Source organism: Allobosea sp. GW823-FHT01F03, assembly GCF_058798075.1.
In genome coordinates this window covers 307,986-329,834 of the sequence record NZ_CM179505.1, presented here as the reverse complement: position 1 = coordinate 329,834, position 21,849 = coordinate 307,986, and the positions used below count along the sequence as shown (strand labels likewise).

Annotated in this window: 23 protein-coding genes; 4 read left to right on the top strand and 19 right to left on the bottom strand. The window is 69.3% G+C overall.

Features of this window, described 5'->3' with window-relative positions:
- Position 1: 1 nt before the first annotated feature.
- The 7 genes from AC3RCC_RS01555 to AC3RCC_RS01525 form a co-directional block, all read right to left on the bottom strand.
- Positions 2–295: an MrpF/PhaF family protein gene (locus AC3RCC_RS01555; RefSeq protein WP_291640268.1), complete on the bottom strand. Its 294-nt coding sequence runs from the start codon at positions 293–295 to the stop codon at positions 2–4.
- Positions 292–624, bottom strand: a complete 333-nt coding sequence (locus AC3RCC_RS01550; protein ID WP_291640271.1) for a Na+/H+ antiporter subunit E — start codon at positions 622–624, stop codon at positions 292–294. Before AC3RCC_RS01550 ends, AC3RCC_RS01555 begins: the two co-directional genes overlap by 4 nt.
- Positions 621–2,159, bottom strand: a complete 1,539-nt coding sequence (locus AC3RCC_RS01545) for a Na+/H+ antiporter subunit D (protein WP_492257385.1) — start codon at positions 2,157–2,159, stop codon at positions 621–623. The genes AC3RCC_RS01550 and AC3RCC_RS01545 overlap by 4 nt, the downstream gene beginning before the upstream one ends.
- Positions 2,156–2,578, bottom strand: coding sequence for an NADH-quinone oxidoreductase subunit K (locus AC3RCC_RS01540; protein ID WP_492257384.1), 423 nt, complete (start codon positions 2,576–2,578; stop codon positions 2,156–2,158). Before AC3RCC_RS01540 ends, AC3RCC_RS01545 begins: the two co-directional genes overlap by 4 nt.
- A 2-nt stretch (positions 2,579–2,580) precedes the next feature.
- Positions 2,581–2,979, bottom strand: coding sequence for an MnhB domain-containing protein (locus AC3RCC_RS01535; RefSeq protein WP_492257383.1), 399 nt, complete (start codon positions 2,977–2,979; stop codon positions 2,581–2,583).
- The gene (gene mbhE / locus AC3RCC_RS01530; protein ID WP_492257382.1) at positions 2,976–5,276 is read right to left on the bottom strand and encodes a hydrogen gas-evolving membrane-bound hydrogenase subunit E; all 2,301 of its coding nucleotides are present in this window, start codon (positions 5,274–5,276) and stop codon (positions 2,976–2,978) included. The genes AC3RCC_RS01535 and mbhE overlap by 4 nt, the downstream gene beginning before the upstream one ends.
- A gap of 210 nt (positions 5,277–5,486) precedes the next feature.
- The gene (locus AC3RCC_RS01525) at positions 5,487–6,296 is read right to left on the bottom strand and encodes a tetratricopeptide repeat protein (RefSeq protein WP_291640281.1); all 810 of its coding nucleotides are present in this window, start codon (positions 6,294–6,296) and stop codon (positions 5,487–5,489) included.
- Positions 6,297–6,431: 135 nt separating this feature from the next.
- On the opposite strand from AC3RCC_RS01525, the gene AC3RCC_RS01520 reads away from it, so the two are divergent.
- From AC3RCC_RS01520 to AC3RCC_RS01510, 3 genes are all read left to right on the top strand, one after another.
- On the top strand, positions 6,432–7,817 hold the full coding sequence (locus tag AC3RCC_RS01520; RefSeq protein WP_291640283.1) for a leucyl aminopeptidase family protein: 1,386 nt from the start codon (positions 6,432–6,434) through the stop codon (positions 7,815–7,817).
- 81 nt (positions 7,818–7,898) lie between these two features.
- Complete coding sequence (locus tag AC3RCC_RS01515; RefSeq protein WP_291640285.1) at positions 7,899–8,252, top strand: MarR family transcriptional regulator; 354 nt, start codon at positions 7,899–7,901, stop codon at positions 8,250–8,252.
- 43 nt (positions 8,253–8,295) lie between these two features.
- A complete protein-coding gene (locus AC3RCC_RS01510; protein WP_492257381.1) occupies positions 8,296–9,153 on the top strand; it encodes a C40 family peptidase in 858 nt (285 codons plus the stop codon).
- A 158-nt stretch (positions 9,154–9,311) separates the two neighbouring features.
- Here AC3RCC_RS01510 and AC3RCC_RS01505 read toward each other — a convergent pair whose 3' ends face one another.
- The 11 genes from AC3RCC_RS01505 to AC3RCC_RS01455 all read right to left on the bottom strand — a co-directional run bounded on the left by AC3RCC_RS01505 (position 9,312) and on the right by AC3RCC_RS01455 (position 19,912).
- Positions 9,312–10,256, bottom strand: coding sequence for a 2-hydroxyacid dehydrogenase (locus AC3RCC_RS01505; RefSeq protein WP_492257380.1), 945 nt, complete (start codon positions 10,254–10,256; stop codon positions 9,312–9,314).
- Positions 10,253–11,578, bottom strand: coding sequence for a thymidine phosphorylase (deoA, locus tag AC3RCC_RS01500; protein ID WP_291640291.1), 1,326 nt, complete (start codon positions 11,576–11,578; stop codon positions 10,253–10,255). The genes AC3RCC_RS01505 and deoA overlap by 4 nt, the downstream gene beginning before the upstream one ends.
- The gene (deoC, locus tag AC3RCC_RS01495) at positions 11,578–12,342 is read right to left on the bottom strand and encodes a deoxyribose-phosphate aldolase (protein WP_492257379.1); all 765 of its coding nucleotides are present in this window, start codon (positions 12,340–12,342) and stop codon (positions 11,578–11,580) included. The genes deoA and deoC overlap by 1 nt, the downstream gene beginning before the upstream one ends.
- Before the next feature lies 1 nt (position 12,343).
- The gene (locus AC3RCC_RS01490; RefSeq protein ID WP_291648048.1) at positions 12,344–13,156 is read right to left on the bottom strand and encodes a purine-nucleoside phosphorylase; all 813 of its coding nucleotides are present in this window, start codon (positions 13,154–13,156) and stop codon (positions 12,344–12,346) included.
- 60 nt (positions 13,157–13,216) lie between these two features.
- Entirely contained in the window at positions 13,217–13,630 is a 414-nt protein-coding gene (locus tag AC3RCC_RS01485) for a cytidine deaminase (RefSeq protein WP_492257378.1), read from the bottom strand.
- A 7-nt stretch (positions 13,631–13,637) separates the two neighbouring features.
- Positions 13,638–14,609, bottom strand: coding sequence for an ABC transporter permease (locus AC3RCC_RS01480; protein ID WP_492257377.1), 972 nt, complete (start codon positions 14,607–14,609; stop codon positions 13,638–13,640).
- Between the two features lie 3 nt (positions 14,610–14,612).
- The gene (locus tag AC3RCC_RS01475) at positions 14,613–15,713 is read right to left on the bottom strand and encodes an ABC transporter permease (RefSeq protein ID WP_492257376.1); all 1,101 of its coding nucleotides are present in this window, start codon (positions 15,711–15,713) and stop codon (positions 14,613–14,615) included.
- Positions 15,710–17,245: an ABC transporter ATP-binding protein gene (locus tag AC3RCC_RS01470; RefSeq protein ID WP_492257375.1), complete on the bottom strand. Its 1,536-nt coding sequence runs from the start codon at positions 17,243–17,245 to the stop codon at positions 15,710–15,712. The genes AC3RCC_RS01475 and AC3RCC_RS01470 overlap by 4 nt, the downstream gene beginning before the upstream one ends.
- A complete protein-coding gene (locus AC3RCC_RS01465) occupies positions 17,242–17,979 on the bottom strand; it encodes an MBL fold metallo-hydrolase (protein ID WP_492257374.1) in 738 nt (245 codons plus the stop codon). Before AC3RCC_RS01465 ends, AC3RCC_RS01470 begins: the two co-directional genes overlap by 4 nt.
- A gap of 25 nt (positions 17,980–18,004) precedes the next feature.
- Positions 18,005–19,006 (bottom strand): BMP family lipoprotein, encoded by a 1,002-nt coding sequence (locus AC3RCC_RS01460; RefSeq protein WP_492257373.1) that lies wholly within the window; start codon positions 19,004–19,006, stop codon positions 18,005–18,007.
- Between the two features lie 135 nt (positions 19,007–19,141).
- Entirely contained in the window at positions 19,142–19,912 is a 771-nt protein-coding gene (locus AC3RCC_RS01455; RefSeq protein WP_291639375.1) for an SDR family oxidoreductase, read from the bottom strand.
- A 159-nt stretch (positions 19,913–20,071) separates the two neighbouring features.
- On the opposite strand from AC3RCC_RS01455, the gene AC3RCC_RS01450 reads away from it, so the two are divergent.
- Positions 20,072–20,860, top strand: coding sequence for a HesA/MoeB/ThiF family protein (locus AC3RCC_RS01450; protein ID WP_492257372.1), 789 nt, complete (start codon positions 20,072–20,074; stop codon positions 20,858–20,860).
- 10 nt (positions 20,861–20,870) lie between these two features.
- Here AC3RCC_RS01450 and gshB read toward each other — a convergent pair whose 3' ends face one another.
- Entirely contained in the window at positions 20,871–21,818 is a 948-nt protein-coding gene (gshB, locus tag AC3RCC_RS01445) for a glutathione synthase (RefSeq protein ID WP_291648067.1), read from the bottom strand.
- Between the last annotated feature and the right edge of the window lie 31 nt (positions 21,819–21,849).

Genomic DNA, 21,849 nt, shown 5'->3' with positions numbered 1-21,849 from the left:
GTCAGCGTTCCTCCTCGTTGATCGAGCCGCGCTCGATGAAGCTTGCAAAGGCGACGGTGGTCAGGAAGCCGACCAGCGCGACGCCGAGCGCGATGTCGATGAACGCCGTGGAGCCGGCCGCCACGACGGCGATCCCCGTGGCGGAGACGCCGAGCAGGCTCAGCATGTCGAGCGCCACCACACGATCCGGCCCGCCCGGGCCGCGCACGATGCGCATGCCGGCGCAGATCAGCGCGGCCAGCACCAGCGTGGCCGCGAGGACGACGGAAGCCTGATGGACGGATTCGGCAGTCATGGCAGCACCTCCTTCACGCTCCGCTCGAAGCCGTCCTTGATCTGGCGGACGCTGTCGTCGGAGACGTTCATGACGTGGACATAGAGGGTCGAGCGATCCTCGCTGACATGCAGGCTGGTCGTTCCGGGGGTCAGCGTGATCATGTTGGCGAGCAGGGTGATGCCGGCATCGCCCTTCAGGCCGAGCGGAACGGCGACGATGGCCGAGCGGTTCGCGCGCTTCGGGTCGAGCACGGTCAGCGTCACCTCTCTCACCGACAAGGCGAGCTCCTTGAGGAACAGGCCGCTGAGTCGGCTCCAGGCGAGAGGTGCGTTCACGAGAAGCTTCATGGCTGCCACTCCGCGCTGCGCTGCGGGCCGGGGCCGAGCACGGCCTCGACATAGGCGCTCTTGTCGAGCAGCTGCTCGCCGGCGCGCAGCGAGAAGGCGATGAATGGCTCCGCCATCACGCCGATCGTCAGCGTGATCGCCGCGAGGATGACGATGGGGGTGAGCATGACGCGCCGCGTGCCGGTGTCGGCAAGCCAGCGCTCGGTCGCGGTCGTGCTGGCGGCGGGGGCGGCCTTCCAGAACGCCTCGTTCCAGATCTTCAGCATCGAGTAGAGCGTCAGCACGCCGACGGCGAGCGCGGTTGCGGCGAGCAGGGCATGGCCGGCGTCGAGGCTCGCCTTCACGACGACGAATTTCGACCAGAAGCCCGAGAGCGGCGGCAGGCCGGCAAGCGACAGGGCCGGCACCAGAAAGAGCACTCCGAGCCAGGGCAGCGTCTTGTAGAGGCCGCCGACCTCCTTGAGCTCGAACGAGCCGCCGGCCCGGTTGATCACGCCGGCCAGCAGGAACAGGTTCGCCTTCACGATGATGTGGTGGATCACATAGAGGATCGCCCCACCGATCGCGAGCGGCGTCGCGACGGCGATCCCGAGCAGCATGTAGCCGATCTGGCTGATGATGTGGAACGACAGGATCTTGCGGATGTCGAAATGCGCGGCGGCGCCGAGCACGCCGGTGACCATGGTCAGCGCCGCGACGATGCCGATGACCGGTGCCGTGAAGCCGAGCGAGAGATCGAAGATCAGGGTGAAGCTGCGCAGGATCGCGTAGACCCCGACCTTGGTCAGCAGCGCGGCAAAGATGGCGACGATCGGCGCCGAGGCGGTGTGGTAGGAGGCCGGCAGCCAGAAGAAGAGCGGGAATACCGCGGCCTTCGAGCCGAAGGCGACCAGGAAGAGCACGGCGATGGTCGTCACCAGCCCCTGATTTTCGACTGTCGGCAGGATCCGCGCGAGATCGGCCATGTTGAGGCTGCCGGTCAACCCGTAGAGGAAGGCCACGCAGATCAGGAAGAGCGTCGTCGCGACGAGGTTCAGCGTCACGTATTTCACGCCGGCGTCGAGCTGCTCGCGGGTGCCGCCGAGGGCCAGCAGTCCGAAGGACGAGATCAGCATGACCTCGAACCAGACATAGAGGTTGAAGATATCGCCGGTCAGGAAGGCGCCGGTCACGCCGAGCAGCAGGCCCTGATAGAGCGGATGGTAGAAGGCCGCTTCGCGCGCTTCGGCATCGCCCGCGAGCCCGTAGATTCCGACGGCGACCGCCATCAGCCCGGTGATGACCACCATCGCCGCCGAGAGCATGTCGCCGACGAAGCTGATGCCGAAGGGCGCAGCCCAGCCGCCGAACTGCGTAGCGAGCACGGTGCCGTCCCAGGTCGCGGCGAGGAGTGCGAGGGATGAAAGCAGGAGGCCGGCGCTGACGACGAGGCTCGTGATCCTCTGGGCGCGTGGCCTGCTCCACAGCATGCAGCAGAGCGCGACGCCCAGCAGCGGCCAGATGATCGGCAGCGACAAAAGCAGATGGGCATTCATCGAACCGTCTCCGCGGCGGGAACGTCGCCGGCGACCGGCGCGGCGGCGGCGGCCGGGGCCGGCTTGCCGTCAGGCTTCGGCTCCGCGTCCCGCAGCGCCTCGGTGTCGAGGGTGCCGAAGCGGCGATGCGCGCTCTCGAACAGGATCACGGTGAAGGCGATCAGGGCGAAGGAGATCACGATCGCGGTCAGGATCAGCGCCTGGGGCAAGGGATTGGCGCCCCCGACGAGCGTCGTCGCCCCTTCGGGAACCAGCGGCGGCGTTCGCGTCCCCATCCGCCCCGCCAGGAAGATCGAAAGATTGGCCGCGTTGCCGAGCACCAGCAGCCCGAGCACGATCCGCAGGACATTGCGCGACATGATCAGATAGGTCGACGCCGCGACGAGGACGCCGAACGCCAGAGCGAAGACGGGTTCCATCGTCACTCCTCCAGATAATAGGCGAGGAAGGTCAGCACCGCGCCGACGACGGACAGATAGACGCCGATGTCGAAGATCAGAGTGGTGCTCAGCGGCAGGCCGCCGGGAAAGGCCCATTGGTGCTTCAGATAGGGTTCGGCCAGCAGCAGGCCGGGGAGGCCCGACAGCAAGGCCAGCGCCAGCCCGGCGCCGATCAACGTCTTGGGCGAGACCTTGAGCAGGCGCAGCAGCGCGTTGCGCCCCCGCGGCAGGCCGTGCACCGCGATGCCGGCTGCGGCGATCAGCCCGCCGACGAAGCCCCCGCCCGGCTCATTGTGCCCGCGCAGCAGGACATAGACCGAGAACAGCATCGCGACAGGCAGGACGATCCGGCTGCTGGTCAACAGGATGAGGGAGTTCATCGGGCATCTCCAGCGGTCGCGCGCCTGAGGCCGGCGATCACCGCTGCCGCCGCGATCGCGGCCAGGCCGAGCACTGTGATCTCGCCGAGCGTGTCGAGCGCGCGGAAGTCGACGATGATGACGTTGACGAGGTTGCGCCCATGAGCCTGCGGCAGGCTTTCGGCGCGGAAGAAATCCGAAAGCCGGGCGTCGAAGGGCTGGGCCAGCACGCTGAGCATCACCAGGGTCGCCATGGTGCCGGCCGCGAGCGCGATCGCCCCGTCGCGCAGCCGCTCGCCGCGCCGGCGGTAGTCGCTGTCGCGGAACGGCAGCCGTCCGATGATGGCGAGCAGGATCACGATCGAGAGCGCCTCGACCGAGAATTGCGTGAAGGCGAGGTCGGGAGCGCCCTGGAACAGGAACAGCAGCGCGACCGCAAAGCCGACCAGACCGGCCGCCGCGATGCCGGCGACGAAGTTGCGGGCGCGCAGCACGGCAAAGGTGGAGGCCGCGAGCAGGGCGGCGATGACGAGTTCCGGCTGCCGGCTCGCCGCGAAGTCCGGCCATGCCATGCCGCCCTGTGAGATCAGCGCCGAAAGTCCGGCCAGCGCTGCGACGGCGACGGTGTAGCCGGTATAGGTCCGCAGGCTGCCGGACTGGATCATGCGCGTCTGCCACGCGGCCAGCTGCTGCAGGCCCTGCATCAGGCGGTCATAGCCGCGATCGGGCCCCCAGCGGGGGATCGCCTCGACCATGGCGAGCCTGAGCCGGATCCCGGTCCCGTTCCGGAAGACGGCGATCCCGAGTGCCAGGGTGACGACGCTGAGCAGCAGCATCGGCGTGAAGCCGTGCCAGAGCGACAAGGTGTAGTCGATCGGGCGCCCTGCGATGGCTGCGGCGGCCGGCAGGATCAGCGCGTCGCTGACCAGCCACGGCGCCAGCCCGAAGACGAGGCCGAGTGCGGCGAGAACGAGAGGCCCGGCGAGCATGGTAAGGCCGGGGTCCTGCGGCGTCTTGGGGGTCGCGACGCGCGGCCCCGCGAAGCAGCGCAGCGACAGGATGCAGGCGACCACGACCATGGCGATATTGGCGAGGAGCGCGATGCCGACGACCAGCCCGGACGCCGACGCCGCCAGGCCGGTCTCATAGACCAGCTCCTTCGCGGCGAAGCCGATGAAGGGCGGCAATCCGGCCATGGACAGGCTGCCGGCGAGTGCAGCGAGCGCCGTCAGCGGCATCGCTTGGCGCAAGCCGCCCAGCGCCGAGGAATCGCGCGTGCCGGTCTGCTGGTCGATGATGCCGGCGACGAGGAAGAGGCAGGCCTTGTAGAGCGCATGGACCACGAGGAAGGTCACGATCGCCATGGCCGAGAGCTCGCCCGGAATGCCGATCATCAGCACGAGCGTGCCGAGCGAGATGATCGTCGAATAGGCGAGGACGCGCTTGAGGTCGCTTTCGCGCAAGGCGAGCACGGCGCCGACCAGCATGGTCAGGCCGCCGAAGCCGGTCAGCAGCAGCACCCAGGTGGCGTGCCCTTCGAAGACCGGGCTCAACCGTGCCAGCAGGTACACGCCGAGCTTCACCATGGTGGCGGAATGCAGAAAGGCCGAGACGGGTGTCGGCGCGACCATGGCATTGGCGAGCCAGGGATGCAGCGGGGACTGGGCGGATTTCGCGAAGGCCCCGGCCGCGAGCAGGCAGATGATCGTCGGCGCCAGGGCGTGGGCCGCGACCTCATCCTTGCGGGCGATCAGTCCCGAGAGCGAATAGCTGCCGGTGATCTGGCCGAGCAGGATCACGCCGGCCAGCATGGCGAGGCCGCCGCCGACCGTGACCAGCAGGCCCTGCTGGGCGGCGCGGCGCGACATCGCCTGCTCCGGCGAGAAGCCGATCAGCAGGAAGGAGGTCAGGCTGGTCAGCTCCCAGAAGACGACGAGCAGCAACAGGTCATCGGCGAGCACGGCGCCGAGCATCGCCGCCATGAACAGCGTCAGCACGGCATAGAAGCGCGGCAGGCGCGGATATTTCTTCAGATAGAGCGAGGCGTAGAGAAACACCGCCGTACCGATGCCGGTGATCAGCAGCGCGAAGAGGAGCGAGAGCCCGTCCGCCCGGAACGCCGCGGCGACGCCCAGCGACGGAATCCAGCTATAGGCCGTGCCGACCGCGGCGCCGGACGCCACCGGCGGCACGATTGCGAGGAAGCATAGCGCCAGCACCAGGGGTACGAGCGCGACCAGGGCCGATGAGCGGCCGCCGAGCCAGGCGGCGAGCGGGGCCAGCCCAAAGGCGATGAGGATGAGAAATGCGAGATCCATTGCGACCCGGTCCAGTTCGGGCCGGGGAATAGAAAGAACCGTGCCAAGGCTCGCGCCGGGAAGAAAAGTCAACCACGACAGCGGGTTGGCACCTCAGGCATGGGAATGCGAAGCGCCTGCGCGTTCAGTTTCCTGAACATTGGCGGCCGGAATGTTCCGATCATGCGACATCCAGCCCGGCCCGGCCGGGCCCCGGTGGCGCCTCGTCGGCTAGCCCGCGCGCTGGGGCTTCGCCTTGCCGCCGCGCAGCATCTCCCAGCTATTGGGCTGGCTGACCGAGCGACGCAGATAGGCGACGGTCGCCGTCGCCTCAGCCGGGCTCATATCCTGGCGGGCGAGCTGTTCGGCCTCGGCAAAGCGCCCCTGCAGGCCCAGCACCAGAACGAGGTTCTGGCGCACGCGGGCGTCGCTGCCGGGCGCCGCTACGGCCTCGCGCAGCACGCGCTCGGCCTCCGGCAGGCGCTTCGTGAGGGCGAGCGACAGGCCGAGATTGGACATGATCGTCGGCTCGTTCGGCGCCAGCCTGAGCGCGGTCTGGTAGATCTGCTGGGCGCGTTCGTGCTCGCCGAGCTGGTCGGCGACCGTGCCCTGGGCCGAGAGCACGCGCCAATCCGGCTTCTCCGGCGTGTGGGCGCGGCTGAGCACGTCGTCAGCCTCCTTCAGCCGGCCATTATCGGCGAGCGAGCGGCCATAGGCGCCGAGCAGCTCGAGATCCTTGGTGTGGACCAGCACCGCACCCTGCAGGATGGCGAGCGCCTGGGCGTTCTTGTCGAGCGCGCGCAGCGCCCTGGCGTAATAGAAGGCGGCGTTGCGGTCCTTGGCATTGGCCTCGTAACGCGCGGCCCATTGCGCCTCCTCGGCGCGCCACTGCTCCGGCCCGCGCGGCTGGCTGGCGGCGCTGCCGATCGAGCCGGTGACGTCGCCCGGTCCGCCGCGCATCTGGCAGGCGGAGAGAGCGAGGCAGGCCAGGGAAACCGCGGCGAAACGGCGAAGACGGGAACGGAACATGGGCTTGGACATCGGCCGGATCGCCTCGCCGGTTACGGAAAGCTGTTGCCAGCGGTGATAAAACGTTAACCCTAACGGACTGTTAACCTGCTGGATTCGCGCCGCCTGCAAGGGCCGCCCGGGTCCCTAGCAAGAGGTTCTGCGCCCGTGCACGCTCTGCTCCTGCCCGCCGGCTCACCGGCCATTCCCGTCCATTGCGTCGCCGCCGGCGACTGGCCGGAGCTCGGGCAAGGCCTGGCGCCGCTGGCGCGTGCTTTCGCCCGGGCGCAGGGTTTCGAGGCACGCCCCGGCCAGCATGTGCTCCTGCCGGCGGCCGATGGTTCGCTCGCCGCCGTCCTGCTCGGCGTCGAGCCGGCGACGATGCGCCGGCGCGATCCCTTCGCGCCCGGACGCCTCGCCGCCAGCCTGCCGGCCGGCGACTATGCGCTCACCGGGGATGTCGGCGAGCCCGGTCTTGCTGCGCTCGGCTGGCTGCTCTCGGCCTACCGTTTCGAGCGCTATCGCAAGCCGAAGCCCGTGCCGGGCCGCCTCGTTCTGCCGGTCGGTGTCGATGGCGAGGAATTGACCAATCTTGCGGAGTCGACTGCGCTCGCCCGCGACCTCGTCAACACGCCGGCGAATGATCTCGGTCCGGCCGAGATCGAAGCGGCGGTGCGGGCGCTCGGCGAGGCCTTCGGTGCCGAGGTGACCAGCATCGTCGGCGACGATCTGCTCGCCGGTAATTTCCCGATGATCCATGCGGTCGGGCGCGCTTCGCCGCGGGCGCCGCGCCTGATCGATCTGCGCTGGGGGCAGGAAGGCGATCCCCTTCTGACCCTGGTCGGCAAGGGTGTCGCCTTCGACACGGGCGGGCTCAATCTCAAGCCCGACGCCAGCATGCTCCTGATGAAGAAGGATATGGGCGGCGCCGCAGCCGCGATCGCCGCGGCGCGGATGATCATGCAGGCGAAGCTGCGGGTCAGGCTGCGCCTGCTCGTCCCGGCGGTCGAGAATGCGGTCTCCGGCTCGGCCTTCCGGCCCGGCGACGTGCTGGCGAGCCGCAAGGGGCTGAGGGTCGAGATCGGCAACACCGACGCCGAGGGACGCCTGATCCTCGCTGACGCGCTGGCGCTGGCCGATGAGGAGGCGCCCGAGCTGCTGATCGACTACGCCACGCTGACCGGCGCCGCCCGTGTCGCGCTCGGTCCGGACCTGCCACCCTTCTACACCCATGACGAGGGTCTCGCGGCCGAGATCGCCCGCCTCGGCATGGCGATGAACGACCCGGTCTGGCGCTTGCCGCTCTGGCCGGCCTATGACGCCCTGCTGGATTCCAAGGTGGCCGAGCTCAACCATATCTCCGGCGGCCCCTTCGCCGGCTCGGTCACCGCCGCGCTCTTCCTCAACCGCTTCGTCGAGAAGGCGACCTCCTACGCCCATTTCGACATCTATGGCTGGAATCCCTCGGCCAAGCCCGGTCGGCCGGAGGGCGGCGAATGCCAGGGCGCCCGCCTGACCTATGCGCTCGCCAGGCAGCTCTACCCGGCGCGTTAAGCCTGTCTGGCCTCGGCTGTTGCACTGGATCGGTGCTGCGATAATGATACGGCCCCGTAACGATCGGGGGGACGGGCGCTCATGGCGCTGGAGATCAAGCCGTCTCAGGCGCTCAAGCTCTGGCGCCAGGTCCATCTCGACCTGGTCCAGGACGCGCATTCCGATCTGTCGGTGCGCCAGACCGCGATCCTTTTGACGATCTATCTTGAGCTGCCGCCGCATACGGTGCGTGGCCTCGCCAGCCGGCTCGGCGTCACCAAGCCGGTGATCACCCGTGCGCTCGATTCGATGGGCAAGCTCGGCCTAGTGTCGCGCCGCCGCGACGAGACGGACAAGCGCAATGTCGTGATCCAGCGTACGGTCGCCGGTGCGCTCGCCGTCGAGCATCTCGCCGATCTGGTGACGGCGCGGGCGCGCGAGCTCGGCCCGGCGTAAGAGGCATCTTCGCGCGTCGACCGCTCGGCGCTAGACTGGTGCCATGACAGAGATTCTCGACCGCCGTCTCACCCCTGCAAGGCCCGATCTCGCCGCTCGCCATCTCGATGGCCGGGTCGAGGCGCTGGCCTTCGCCGACCCCGTGCCGATGCGCGTGGTGGCGCCTTCCGCGCCGCTGCGGCGTGAGCCGCGTCCGGATGCCGCGCTCGATACCGAGGCTCTGGCGGGCGAGGCGGTGCGGGTCTATGAGAGCCATGAGGGCTGGGCCTGGGTCCAGCTCGTTGGCGATTCCTATGTCGGCTACCTCCCGGACGAGGCGCTCGCCGGCGATGCGGCGGTGCCGACGCATCGCGTCCGGGCGCTGCGGACCTTCGTCTATCCCGGCCCGTCGATCAAAATGCCGCCTCTGGCGGATCTCTCGCTCGGCGCCATGCTCGCCGTCACCGGCGAAAGCGGCGACTTCTTCGTCACCGAACGCGGCGGCCATGTCTTCAAGCCGCATCTCTGCACCCGCGACGTGCACGAGCCGGATTTCGTCGGCGTCGCCGAACGCTTCCTCGAAGTGCCCTATCTCTGGGGCGGCAAGACCAGCCTCGGCCTCGATTGCTCGGCGCTGGTCCAGCTCGCGCTGGCGGCCGCCGGCCGCGCCGTGCCGCGCGATTCCGACATGCAGGAGAAGGGGCTCGGCGAGCCCGTCGCCTTCGACGAGGGCCTCGCCGATCTGCAGCGCGGCGATCTCGTCTTCTGGAAGGGCCATGTCGGGATCATGACGGATCCTGAAACCCTGCTGCACGCCACCGCCTTTTCGATGAGCGTGATCCGCGAGCCGCTGCGCCCGGCGCGCGATCGCATCCTCGCTCGCAATGGCGGACCGATCACCGCGATCAAGCGGCTGGGCTGAGGCTAATCCGCTTGTCATTCCGGGGCAGGCCGAAGGCCTGGGCCCGGAACCCATGAACACGAGCTATCCCTGATCGGCGCCGACCCAGCCCGTCCCTGGCTGGGGCGTGGCCATGGGTTCCGGGCGCTTCGCTTTGCGAAACCCCGGAAGACGACCCTTCAGTACCCCCGCGCGGGGTCGACGATGTGCTCGAGCGCTTCGCCCGCCTCGAGCCGCCTGATCTGCGCCGCGATCTGGGTCGCGACCGTCTCCGGCGCCGACATCGCCGCATTATGCGGGGTCACCGTCACCGCAGGATGGGTCCAGAGCGGCGAATCCTGCGGCAGCGGCTCGGTCTCGAACACGTCGAGCACCGCCGCCTTGAGTTCGCCCGCGGCGAGCGCGGCGAGGATGTCGGCCTCGACCTGGAGCCCGCCGCGCCCGGCATTGATCAGCACCGGCCCGCCGAGGCGCCCATTGCGCGCCAGTCCGGCGAACAGAGCGCGGTTCAGCATGCCGCGCGTATCGGGCGTCAGCGGCACGAGGCAGACCAGGATATCGGTGCGCGCCAGGAATTCGGCCATGCCGGCTTCGCCGGAATAGGTTGGCACGCCTTCGATCGCCTTGGGCGAGCGGCTCCAGCCGGCGACGTCGAAGCCGATGACGCGCAGCTTGGCGACCGCATCGAGCCCGAGCTCGCCCAGCCCCATTACGCCGACGCGGACGTCGCGTGCCGCCGGCTGGTTGCGGTCATCCTCCCAGATGCCGGCGCGCTGCTGGGCCATGTAGCGCGGCAGCTGGCGCAATTGCGACAGGCAGTGCAGCACGACATATTCGCTCATCCGCGTCGTCAGATCGGGGTCGACGACCCGTGCGATCGGCACCTGCGGCAGCCGGGAATCGGCGAAGAGATGGTCGACGCCGGCGCCGAGCGAGAAGATCGCCGCGAGATTGGGCAGGCCGGCGAGGCTGCCCTCAGGGTGCTTCCAGCTCGCGACATAGTGCACGGCGCGCCGGTCGAAGGGCTCGCCGAGCGTCACCACCGGCAGCTCCGGCAGCAGGGCGGCGAAACGCGCGCGCCAATCCTCGACATGCCAGACGGTCATTGCCACCAACAGGCTCATGGCTGGGATGCCTCCATAACGGGAATGATCAAGGGGCCGCGCGCGACCGGGCCGTTGCCGAGCCGGTAGGCGGCGCGCAGTCGTGCCTGCGCCGCCGAGAAGCCGGCCTCGTCGCGCGCATGGACGATGCCGAGTGGATGGTCGGGGCCGACCGTATCGCCGATGCCGGCGAGTTCGATGATGCCGACGGCATGGTCGATCGCATCCTGCGGCCGAGTCCGGCCGCCGCCGAGCGCGACCACGGCGAGCCCGACGGCGCGCGTGTCGATCTTCGTGACGATGCCGCCGCGTTCCGGCAGAACCGGCCGGACCAGCGGCGCCGCGGCGAGATGCGCCTGTGGCCGCTCCAGCAGATCGGCCGGGCCGCCCAGCGCCACGACCATGCGCGCGAAACGCTCGGCCGCCGCGCCGCTGGCGAAGGCGGCCTCGATCTTCGCCGTCGCGTCATCGAGCGAGCTTGCGAGCTTGCCGAGCAGCAGCATCTGCGCGCCGAGCGCCACCGTCACTTCATGGAAGCGCGGCTCGCGCCGGCGCCCGGTGAGATGATCGAGCGCATAGGCGACCTCGACCCCGTTGCCGGCGGCGGAGGCGAGCGGCTCGTCCATGTCGGTCAAAAGCGCCGTGGTCGGCAGGCCTGCGCCATTGGCGACGCTGACCAGTGCCGCGGCGAGCTCGCGCGCCTTCTCCAGCGGCGGCAGGAAGGCGCCGGAGCCGAACTTCACGTCCATTGCGAGCCCGTGCAGCCCGGCGGCGAGCTTCTTCGACAGGATCGAGGAGGTGAGCAACGGGATGGTCTCGACCGTGCCGGTGACGTCGCGGATGGCGTAGAGGCGCCGGTCGGCCGGGGCGAGATCGGCGGTCTGGCCGATGATGGCGCAGCCGACCTCGCGCACCACCTTGCGGAAGAGTGCGAGCCCGGGCTGGGTGACATAGCCCGGCACGGCGTCGAGCTTGTCGAGCGTGCCGCCGGTATGGCCGAGGCCGCGCCCGGAGATCATCGGCACATGGCCGCCGCAGGCCGCGACCGCCGCCGCCAGCGGCAGGCTGACCGTGTCGCCGACGCCGCCGGTCGAATGTTTGTCGAGCGCCGGGCCCGGCAGGTCGCTCCAGTCGAGCACCGTGCCGGAATCGCGCATCGCCAGCGTCATCGCGACGCGTTCCTCGGCATCCATGCCGCTGAAGAAGATCGCCATGGCGAAGGCCGCCGCCTGGCCCTCGCTGATGCCGCCATTGGTGAGACCGGCGACCATCTGGCGGATGTCGGCGGCGGCGAGCTTTTGGCCGTCGCGCTTGGCGGTGATGATTTCCTGGGGCAGGCGCATCAATAGGCTCCGTCGCTGCGTTCGCCCGCGACGGTGCCGGCGATGATGTCGGCGATCACGCCATAGAGTCCGCTGGCGCCGAAGCGGAAGGTTCTCGGCGTCGCCCAGCCCGGCCCCATCACCTCGTCGGCGAGATCGAGATAGCTCCGCGCATCGGCGAGCGTCCGCAGTCCGCCCGAGGGCTTCAGCCCGACCGGCCGGCCCGATGCCTTGATCGCCTCCAGCATGGTCCGCGCCGCATCTGGCGTCGCCGAGATCGCGGTTTTGCCGGTCGAGGTCTTGATGAAGTCGGCGCCGGCGGCGATGGCGAGCTCGGAAGCGGCGCGCACGGCGCCCTGGTCGGGGTACTCGCCGGTTTCGAGGATCACCTTCAGGGTCTTGTCGCCGCAGCGCGCCCTGGCCTCGATGACCATGTCGCGGGCGCTGGCGAGATCGCCGGCGAGGAAGGCGCGCCAGGGCAGGACGAGGTCGATCTCGTCGGCGCCGTCGGCGAGTGCTTCGGAGAGATCGTTCTCGATCAGGCTGCAATTGCTGCCGCCGGCCGGAAAATTGATCACGGTCGCGATCCTGACGGGCTGATCGCGCAGCGCCCGGCGCGCCGTCTCGACGAATTGCGGCCACAGGCAGACCGCCGCCACCGGGCCGGGCGCCGCCACCGCGCGGGCGCAGAGCTGCAGCGCGCCGGTCTCCGTCGCCCGCTCCGAGAGATCGGTCAGGTCGAGCAGCCTGAGGGCGCGCAGCGCGAGTTCGGCGTCACTAGTCACGTCAGAGATCCGTCAGGAAGGACCGCAGCACGCGGCGCAGGCCGGTGGTCGCGGCGGCGGCGACGTCGCGGGTCTCGCCATGGCTCGGTGCGCCGCCGAGCATGCCGGCGGCCATGTTGGTGACGATGGAGATGCCGGCGACGCGCAGTCCGTGGCGCCGGGCCAGGATCACCTCCGGCACGGTCGACATGCCGACGAGGTCGGCGCCGAGCAGCTTCGCCATCCTGATCTCGGCCGGCGTCTCGAAGCTCGGCCCGCTGAACCACATATAGACGCCCTCGCCCATATTGGCGCCGCTGGTCGCGGCGGCCTTCTTCAGCCGGGCGCGCAGATGCGGGTCATAGGCGTCGACCATCGGCACGAAACGGCCGTCGCCGGTATCGCCGACCAGCGGGTTCGGACCGTTGAGATTGATGTGGTCGGTGATCAGCGCCAGGCTGCCCGGCCGCAGATCCGGCCGCAGCGAGCCGGCGGCATTGGTCAGCACCAAGGGCGGCGAGCCGAAGGCGGCGAGCATGCCGAGCGGTACGCGCATGATCGCCGGGTCGCCGGTCTCGTAGAAATGCGCCCGACCCTCGAAAACCAGCACCTTCTTGCCGTGGAGCAGGCCATAGCTGACTTGCCTGGCATGGCCGGAGACCGCGCCCTGAGGAAAGCCGGGAACCTCCGCGAACGGAATCGAGACCGTATCGGTCATGTCGTCGACGATGCGCCCGAGCCCGGTGCCGAGGACGATCGCGCAGTCGATGCCGCCATCGATGCCACGGTCGATCAGGACCGATGCCGCTTGGTCGAAAAGCGGATCCGCCGCCATGTTGTACGCTCCATCGGCGCGTCGCGCGCGCCGTCTCAGGCGGCTCTCGGGCGCCGCAAATCACGTCGGCAAATTGGCCGGTCCGAACGAGGCTGGCAACAGCTCGGCGAGCGAAAAGCGCGCGCGCACCCCGTCTGTCCCGGCGATCAGCACCGGCGTCTCCGGCGCCGCGAATTCGCGGATGCGCTGGCGGCAGGCGCCGCAGGGCGTCACCAGTTCCTCGCCCGGGCCGACGACCAGGATGGCCCGGATCGCGCGGGAGCCGCCTGCGACCATCGCCGAGATCGCCCCGGCCTCGGCGCAGGCGCCGACCGGATAGGCGGCGTTCTCGACATTGCAGCCGGGATAGACCGCCCCGTCATCGGCGAGGATCGCCGCGCCGACCCGGAAGCGCGAATAGGGCGCATAGGCGCGGGCCTGCGCGGCGGTCGCGGCGGCGAAGAGGGCGTCGATTTCGGTCGTGGCAGGGCCCATGGCGGCTTCAGCGTTCCTTGACATAGGGCAGGCCGGAGGCCTTGGGCGGCACCGCCTTGCCGATGAAGCCGGCGAGGAGCACCACCGTCATCACATAGGGCAGGGCCTGGATCGCCTGCACCGGTACCTGGCCGATGCCGGGTAATGCAACGCCCTGGAGGCGGATCGCGATCGCGTCGAGCAGGCCGAAGAGCAGGCAGGCGAAGAGCGCCGGCCAGGGCCGCCAATTGGCGAAGATCACCGCGGCGAGCGCGATGAAGCCCTTGCCGGCGGTCATCTGCGGCAGGAAGCCGGCCGATTGCGAGACCGCGAGATAGGTGCCGCCGAGCCCGCAGAGCGCGCCGCAGATGATCACGGCGGCATAGCGCAGCCCGGCGACCGAGACGCCGGCCGTGTCGACCGCTGCCGGGTTCTCGCCGACGGCGCGCAGGCGCAGGCCGAAGCGGGTGTGCTTCAGCACCAGCGCCGTCAGCACGACGCAGAGCAAGGCGAGATAGACCGGGGCGGCATGGCCGGAGACGGCGATGTCATAGAGCGGTCCGAGGATGGGGATCGATTTCAGCGTCTCGACCAGCGGCAATTCGATCTCGCCGAAGCGGGCCGCGCCTTCGAGCGGCGGCGTTCGTCCGCCCTGGCCGAACCAGGCATTGCCGAGGATCACGGTCAGTCCCGCTGCCAGCATGTTGATGGCGACGCCGGAGACGATCTGGTTGCCGCGCCAGGTGATCGCGGCGAAGCCGTGGACCAGCGAGAGCGCGACCGAGGCGGCGATGCCGGCGCAAAGCCCCGCCCAGGCCGAGCCGGTCTTGTAGGCGATCACCGCCGAGGCGAAGGCGGCGATCAGCATCTTGCCTTCGAGCCCGATATCGACGACGCCCGCCCGCTCCGACCAGAGCCCGGCCATGGCGGCGCAGAGCAGCGGCACCGAGAGCCTGATCGTCGAATCGAGGATGACGGCGAGGGTCTGGACGAGCTCCATCGCCTAGCCCCCGCGCCCGAGCCGTAGCGTGCCCGCGACCAGTCGCCGGAACAGCCCCTCCAGCGCCCCCGCGAACAGGATCACGACGCCGCCGATCACCACCACCATGTCGCGGGTGATGGTCGGCTTGTCGAAGGAGAGTTCGGCGCCGCCCTGGTAGAGCGCCCCGAAGAGCAATGCCGCGAGCCCGACGCCGACCGGGTGGCCGCGCCCCATCAGCGCCACCGCGATGCCGACGAAGCCGTAGCCGGCGGTGAAATCGAGCACCAGCCGGTGCTGCACGCCCATCACCTCGTTGACCGCGAGCCCGCCGGCGAGCGCGCCCGAAAGCGCCATCGCCACCATGGTGATCCTGGCCGGCGAGATGCCGGCATAGGCGGCGGCGCGCGGATTGGCGCCGACGGTGCGGATCGCATAGCCGAGGCGGGAGCGGTAGATCAGCAGCCAGACCGCGACGAGGGCGGCGAGCGCCAGCAGGAAGGCGCTGTTCAAGGGCGTCTTCGGCAGCTTCAGGCCGAGCGGCGCCAGGAGCTGGTGCATCGGCGTCAGCGTCGCATGCTTGGCGAAATCGGCGGTCTCGGGCTGCATCGAGCCCGGCTTCCCGATCACCTCGACCAGCAGGTAGACGATCAGCGTCGCGGCGATGAAGTTGAACATGATCGTGGTGATCACGACATGGCTGCCGCGCACCGCCTGAAGATAGCCAGGGATAAAGGCCCAGATCGCGCCGCCCGCGGCCGCGGCGAGGATGGCGAGCGGCACCAGCAGGATGCCGGGCAAAGGCGCGAGCCAGAGGCAAGTCAAGGCCGCGAAGATGCCGGCGACCGTCGCCTGGCCCTCGCCGCCGATATTGAACAGCCCGGCATGGAAGGCGACGGCGACGGCAAGCCCGGTGAAGACGAAATTGGTGGCGTAATAGAGCGTGAAGCCCAGCCCTTCGAGGCTGCCGAGCGAGCCTTTCAGCAGGAGTGCGGTCGCCTCTAGCGGGCTTTCGCCGATGCCGAGCACGACGAGCCCGGCGACCAGCAGCGCGGCGACGACCGAGACCAGCGGCACCAGCGCGGTATCGGCCCAGCGCGGCAGCTCGATCGGTGTGGCGCTCATGCCGCGCGCTCGCTGACGCCGGCCATCAGCAGGCCGAGATCGCGCTCGTCGGCCTCCTCGGCGGCGCGCTCGCCGGTGATCCTCCCGCCGCAGAGAGCGAGGATCCGATCGGACAGCGCCATCACCTCCTCGAGCTCGACCGAGACCAGCAGGATCGCGACTCCGGCATCGCGGAGCGCGATCAGCCGGCGATGAATGAACTCGATTGCGCCGATATCGACGCCGCGCGTCGGCTGCCCGACCAGCAGCACTTTCGGCGCCCGTTCGATCTCGCGGGCGAGCACGAGCTTCTGCTGGTTGCCGCCGGAGAATTTCGCCGTCTTCAGGGTGGGGTCGGCGGGGCGGACGTCATAGGCCTGCATGCCGGCGAGCGCATGGCAGCGGATTGCCGAAGGTGCGAGCAGCGGGCCCGGGCCGAAGGCCGGATCGTCGTGATAGCCGAGTATCATGTTCTCGGCCGCGGCGAAGGCGGTGACGAGGCCGGTCTTCTGCCGATCCTCCGGGATATGCATCAGCCCGAGCCGGCGCAGATTGGCGGGATTGCGGTCGGCGGTTGTGAGGATCCGGCCGTCGAGGCGGATCACCCCGCGCGTCGGCTGGACGAGCCCGGCGAGCACTTCGAGCAATTCGCTCTGGCCGTTGCCGGCGACGCCGGCGATGCCGACGATCTCGCCTTCGTGCAGGGTGAGGCTGGCCTCGCGCAGCGTCTCATGCCCGCGCGCATCGACCACGCTGAGCCCGGCCGCCTCCAGCACCGGCGCACCGCGCTGGCGCGGCGTCTTCTCGACCCGCAGCAGCACGCGCCGGCCGACCATCGCCTCGGCGAGCGCGGCCGGCGAGGTGCTGATCGTCTCGACATGGGCGACCATCTCGCCGCGCCGCATCACCGAGACCCGGTCGGTCACCGCCATGATCTCGCGCAGCTTGTGGGTGATCAGGATCACCGTCTTGCCCTGCGCCTTGAGCGCCCTCAGCAGTTCGAAGAGCTGGTCGGCCTCGGCCGGGGTCAGCACCGCGGTCGGCTCGTCGAGGATCAGCACTTCGGCGCCGCGATAGAGCGCCTTCAGGATCTCGACGCGCTGCTGCAGTCCGACCGAGAGCGAGCCGACCGTCGCGTCCGGGTCGATGGCGAGACCGTATTGCGCCGAAAGCCTGGCCAGCTCGGCCCGCGCTTTGGCGATGCCGCGCTTCAGCCAGGTCCCGCCCTCGGCGCCGAGCACCACGTTCTCGACCACCGAAAGCGGCTCGACCAGCATGAAATGCTGGTGGACCATGCCGATGCCGGCGGCGATCGCCTCGGCCGGGGAGCTGATCGTGCGCTTCTCGCCGCCCACCCGGATCTCGCCGGAATCGGCCTCGTAGAAGCCGTAGAGGATCGACATCAGCGTGGATTTTCCGGCGCCGTTCTCGCCGACGATACCGTGGACCGAGCCGGCGGCGACCGTGAGCGAGACGTTCCGGTTGGCGGCGACCGGGCCGAAGGATTTCGAGATGCTGAACAGTTCGATCGCGGCAGGCGCGGTGCCGGTCATAGGCAGAGCACCATGCCGTCATGCGCGCGCGTCTCGGGCAGGGCCTCGCCATGGGCCAGCATGTCCGGCCCCATATGGGTCAGGATGATGCGCGGCGTGTCGAGATCGTCACGGTGTGCCGCGAGCGACCGGTAATCGAGATGGTTGGCCAGCACCCGGTCGTAAGTGTAGCACTCGACCAGAAGCGCGTCGGCGCCGGCGGCGAGCGGGATCAGTGCGTCCGTCCAGGCGGTGTCGCCGGAATAGGCGAAGCTCTTGCCGCCTTGCCTCAGCCGGTAGCCCTGGCAGGGGCCGGCGCGCTCGTCATGCACCATCGGGAAGGCCTCGACCGCGATGCCGGCAAGCTCCGCCGGCGCCTCCGGGGCGATCTCGACGAAGCTGATCGGAAAACGCCAGCGATTGCTCGAGGCGCCGGGAAAATCGGCTTCGAGCGCATGCCGGGTACGGTGTTCGATGCCGATCGGGCCGGCGATGGTCAGGGGTTCGCGGCGGCGCGAGATGAACTGCGCATCGAGCAGGAAGGCGGGCAGGCCGCCGAAATGGTCGCCGTGGAAATGCGTGAACAGCAGGGTCGAGAGGCCGCTGCGCGCGACCCTGGCCTTGTTCAGTGCGACCATGCTGGACGAGCCGCAATCGAGCAGCAGCTTCTCGTCGCCGGCCTCGATCTGGAGGCAGGTGTTGAAGCGGCCGCCGGAGCCGAACGCGTCGCCCGAGCCGTGGATGGTGATCTTCATCGCGCCGCTGCGACGGTGTGAGCGGTCACATCGTGCACTTGGAGTCGGACATGTAGTCGTGGACCTTGACCGCGCCGGCGATGATGTCGGCCCTCGCCTTGTCGGCGGCAGCCTTCATCTCCGGGGTGATCAGCGCCTTGTTGTTGTCGTCGAGCGCCCAGCCCACACCGTCCTCCTTCAGCCCGAGCACCGAGACGCCCGGCTTCCAGCTGCCCTCGCGCGCCGCCTTGAAGGAGTTGTAGGCGGCGACGTCGACGCGCTTCAGCATCGAGGTCAGCACCTTGCCGGGATGCAGCATGTTCTGGTTCGAATCGACGCCGATGCCGAGCTTGCCGGCGTCCGCCGCGGCGCGCAGCACGCCGATGCCGGTGCCGCCGGCGGCGTGGTAGACCACGTCGGCGCCGCGGTCGATCTGCGATTTGGCGAGTTCGCCGCCCTTGACCGGGTCGTTCCAGGCGGCCGGGGTCGAGCCGGTCATGTTCTGGAAGATCTCGGCCTCCTTCTTCGCCGCCTTGACGCCCTGGACATAGCCGCAGGCGAATTTGCGGATCAGCGGGATGTCCATGCCGCCGACGAAGCCGACCTTGCCGGTCTTCGAGGCGAGGCCGGCGAGCAGGCCGACGAGATAGGAGCCCTCATGCTCCTTGAACACGACCGACTGCACGTTCGGCAATTCGACCACCATGTCGATGATGGTGAACTTCAGGTCCGGGAACTCGGACGCGACCTTCTGCAGCGCGGTCGCCTGCGAGAAACCGACCGCGATGATCGGCGAATGGCCGTCGCGCGCGAAGCGGCGCAGCGCCTGCTCGATCTGGGCATCGTTGGTCGGCTCGAAATCGCGGAACTCGACGCCGGTGTCGGTCTTGAACTTCTCGGCGCCGATGAAGACGCCCTCATTGAAGGATTTGTCGAATTTCCCGCCCTTGTCATAGACGACGGCCGGTTTGATCGCGGTCTGGGCGGTGGCGGCGAGCGCCGAAAGGGCGGCGCCGACCAGCGCCAAAGCGAGGGATGTCTGGCGCATGCAACCGTTCCCCTGTCACGCATGGAGCAGTTCCGCTGCCCCTCTATGCGTCACGATGGCACGGCTTTTTAAAAGGGCCAAGCGGCTGCGCGAGAGGTAAGCCGCCCGGCGTTTCGCAAGCGCGTCCGGGTTCCGTCAGCCGCGCTGGATCGAGACCCCGCCATCGGCGAGGAAGGCCGTGCCGGTGACGAAACTCGATGCGTCCGAGGCCAGGAAAAGCGCGGCCCGCGCGATCTCCTCCGGCCGCGCCATGCGCTTCAGGGCGTGCAGTCCCTCGACGAAGTCCAGCACCTGCGGCCCGGCATCGGGCGCGTTGGTGAAGCTCGCCGGCGTGTCGGTGCCGCCCGGCAGCAGCGCGTTGACCCTGATGCGCTGGCTCCCGAGTTCGGCGGCGAGCGCCTTGACCAGCCCGATCTGTCCGGCCTTGCTCGCGGCATAGGCGGATGCGCCGGAGAGCCCGGCCGTGTAGCCGACGAAGCTCGAGGTGAAGATCAGCGAGCCGCCGCCGCGCGCCTGCAACGCCGGCACCTGGTATTTCGCGCCGAGGAAGGCGCTGGTCAGGTTGGTCTCGATCAGCTCGCGCCAGGCCGCGGACGAGATCTCCGCCACCGGCGCCAGCTCGCCGACCACCCCGGCATTGTTGAAGGCGATGTCGAGCCCGCCGAAGCGCTCGGTCGCCGCCTCGACCAGGCGCTGCGCCAGCGCTTCGTCGCGGATGTCGCCGGCAATGGCGAGCGCCTCGCCGCCTGACGCGGCGATCTCGGCCGTGAGCGTGTCGAGTTCGTCCTGGCGCCGTGCCGTCGCCACCACCCTTGCGCCCTCGCTGGCGAACAGGCGGGCGGCGGCGCGCCCGATCCCGGAGCTCGCCCCGGTGACGAGCGCGACCTTGTTGCTGAGAACCGTCATGTCATTGCCTTTCGTGCCGCAGGAAACTGCGGCGCGGTGATCGCAGGCGGCGGGCCGGCGCAGACACCCGCTTCCTGTCACGGTATGGCACCCGATTCCCGGCTCCGCCGTCCAGGCACCCGATTGCTGCGCGGGCGCGATCGGCCTAATCCTGAGGGCATGATGCTGAGCGACGTCGAGATCGAGCGCTATGCCCGCCATCTGGTGCTGCCGGAGATCGGCGGCCCCGGCCAGGCCCGGCTGAAGCGGGCGCGGGTGCTGGTGATCGGCGCCGGCGGGCTCGGTGCGCCGCTGCTCGCCTATCTCGCCGCGGCCGGCGTCGGAACCATCGGCATCGTCGACGACGACCATGTCTCGCTGTCGAACCTGCAGCGACAGATCATCTTCGGGACCGAGGATATCGGCGCCCGCAAGGCGGTGGCGGCGGCCGGCTTCGTCAAGCGGCTGAACCCGCATGTCCAGATCGAGGAATATGTCACGCGGATCGATCCGCACAATGCCCGTGCGCTCGTCGCTTTCTATGATGTCGTTGCCGAAGGCTCGGATAGTTTCGCCACGCGCTATGCGGTCTCCGATGCCTGCTTCCACGAGGGCAAGCCGCTGGTCATGGCGGCGCTCGGGCGCTTCGACGGCTCGCTGACCACGATCCGGGCGCATGAGAAGGCGCCGGACGGCACGCCCAACCCGACCTATCGCTGCCTCTTCCCGCAGGAGCCGCCGGCAGGCACCGTCGCGCCTTGCGCCGAGGCCGGCATTCTCGGTGCGCTGCCCGGCGTCATGGGTTCGCTGATGGCGCTCGAGGTGCTCCGGGCGGTCGCCGGCTTCGGCGAGCCGCTGGTCGGCAAGCTGCTGCTCGTCGATGCGATGGCGATGCGCTTCGAGACGATGCGCTATCGCTGGGATCCGGAGAACCCGCTGAGCGGGACGGCTGTCGCCGCCACGGGATGAGCCGGGGCGCTCAGAGCGCCGCCCGCTTGGCCTCGATCACGTCGAAGAGCTGCGCCGCCAGATCCGGCCCGCCGAGCTTCTTGATGGCGCGCACACCGGTCGGGGCGGTGACGTTGATCTCCGTCAGCTTGCCGCCGATCACGTCGATGCCGACCAGCAGCAGGCCGCGTTCCCTGAGCGCCGGGCCGATGCGTTCGCAGATCTCGAGCTCGCGCTTGGACAGGTCGGTCGGCCGGGCGGCGCCGCCACGTACCATATTGGCGCGCAGATCGCCCTCGGCCGGCACGCGGTTGACCGCGCCGGCGGCCTTGCCGTCGATCAGGATGATGCGCTTGTCGCCCGCGGTGACTTCCTTCAGGAAGGCCTGGACCACCCAGGGCTCGCGGAAGAGATTGGCGAAGAGGTCGCAGAGCGAGCCGAAATTCGGGTCGCCCTTGCCGGTCTTGAACACGGTCGCGCCGCCATGGCCGTAGAGCGGCTTCATCACGATCTCGCCGAACTCCTCGCGGAAGGCCTCGATCTCGGCCTTGTCGCGGGTGATCAGGGTCGGCGGCATCAGCTCCGGGAAATGCGTGACGAACAGTTTTTCGGGCGCGTTGCGGACCTCGGCGGGGTCGTTGACCACCAGCGTCTTCGGATGGATGCGCTCGAGCATATGCGTCGAGGAGACATAGGCCATGTCGAAGGGCGGGTCCTGGCGCAGCAGCACCACGTCGAGCGTCGAAAGGTCGGTGCGCTCGGGCTCGCCCAGCGTGTAGTGGTCGCCCTCGACATCGCGGACCTCGACCGGGTTGATCACGGCGGTGACCTTGCCGTCGCGCAGGGTGAGTTTGTCCGGGGTGTAGGTGAAGAGCTTGTGGCCGCGCGCCTGCGCCTCCAGCATCAGCGAGAAGCCGGTGTCGCCGGCGATGCGGACCTTTTCGATCGGGTCCATCTGGATGGCGACATTCAACGGCATGGCGGCGCTCCGGTTGGGGAGCGCTTTATCG

Excerpts from the sequence above, each read along its gene's own strand:
- AC3RCC_RS01475 (WP_492257376.1), bottom strand. The coding sequence starts at position 15,713 with ATGAGCGCCACACCGATCGAGCTGCCGCGCTGGGCCGATACCGCGCTG.
- AC3RCC_RS01485 (WP_492257378.1), bottom strand. The coding sequence starts at position 13,630 with ATGGGCCCTGCCACGACCGAAATCGACGCCCTCTTCGCCGCCGCGACC.
- mbhE (WP_492257382.1), bottom strand. The coding sequence starts at position 5,276 with ATGGATCTCGCATTTCTCATCCTCATCGCCTTTGGGCTGGCCCCGCTC.
- AC3RCC_RS01450 (WP_492257372.1), top strand. The coding sequence starts at position 20,072 with ATGATGCTGAGCGACGTCGAGATCGAGCGCTATGCCCGCCATCTGGTG.
- gshB (WP_291648067.1), bottom strand. The coding sequence starts at position 21,818 with ATGCCGTTGAATGTCGCCATCCAGATGGACCCGATCGAAAAGGTCCGC.
- AC3RCC_RS01455 (WP_291639375.1), bottom strand. The coding sequence starts at position 19,912 with ATGACGGTTCTCAGCAACAAGGTCGCGCTCGTCACCGGGGCGAGCTCC.
- deoA (WP_291640291.1), bottom strand. The coding sequence starts at position 11,578 with ATGCGCCTGCCCCAGGAAATCATCACCGCCAAGCGCGACGGCCAAAAG.
- AC3RCC_RS01545 (WP_492257385.1), bottom strand. The coding sequence starts at position 2,159 with ATGAATGCCCATCTGCTTTTGTCGCTGCCGATCATCTGGCCGCTGCTG.
- AC3RCC_RS01505 (WP_492257380.1), bottom strand. The coding sequence starts at position 10,256 with ATGAGCCTGTTGGTGGCAATGACCGTCTGGCATGTCGAGGATTGGCGC.
- AC3RCC_RS01540 (WP_492257384.1), bottom strand. The coding sequence starts at position 2,578 with ATGGAACCCGTCTTCGCTCTGGCGTTCGGCGTCCTCGTCGCGGCGTCG.
- AC3RCC_RS01555 (WP_291640268.1), bottom strand. The coding sequence starts at position 295 with ATGACTGCCGAATCCGTCCATCAGGCTTCCGTCGTCCTCGCGGCCACG.
- AC3RCC_RS01515 (WP_291640285.1), top strand. The coding sequence starts at position 7,899 with ATGGCGCTGGAGATCAAGCCGTCTCAGGCGCTCAAGCTCTGGCGCCAG.
- AC3RCC_RS01470 (WP_492257375.1), bottom strand. The coding sequence starts at position 17,245 with ATGACCGGCACCGCGCCTGCCGCGATCGAACTGTTCAGCATCTCGAAA.
- AC3RCC_RS01550 (WP_291640271.1), bottom strand. The coding sequence starts at position 624 with ATGAAGCTTCTCGTGAACGCACCTCTCGCCTGGAGCCGACTCAGCGGC.
- AC3RCC_RS01510 (WP_492257381.1), top strand. The coding sequence starts at position 8,296 with ATGACAGAGATTCTCGACCGCCGTCTCACCCCTGCAAGGCCCGATCTC.
- AC3RCC_RS01535 (WP_492257383.1), bottom strand. The coding sequence starts at position 2,979 with ATGAACTCCCTCATCCTGTTGACCAGCAGCCGGATCGTCCTGCCTGTC.
- AC3RCC_RS01460 (WP_492257373.1), bottom strand. The coding sequence starts at position 19,006 with ATGCGCCAGACATCCCTCGCTTTGGCGCTGGTCGGCGCCGCCCTTTCG.
- AC3RCC_RS01525 (WP_291640281.1), bottom strand. The coding sequence starts at position 6,296 with ATGTCCAAGCCCATGTTCCGTTCCCGTCTTCGCCGTTTCGCCGCGGTT.
- AC3RCC_RS01480 (WP_492257377.1), bottom strand. The coding sequence starts at position 14,609 with ATGGAGCTCGTCCAGACCCTCGCCGTCATCCTCGATTCGACGATCAGG.
- AC3RCC_RS01490 (WP_291648048.1), bottom strand. The coding sequence starts at position 13,156 with ATGGCGGCGGATCCGCTTTTCGACCAAGCGGCATCGGTCCTGATCGAC.
- AC3RCC_RS01465 (WP_492257374.1), bottom strand. The coding sequence starts at position 17,979 with ATGAAGATCACCATCCACGGCTCGGGCGACGCGTTCGGCTCCGGCGGC.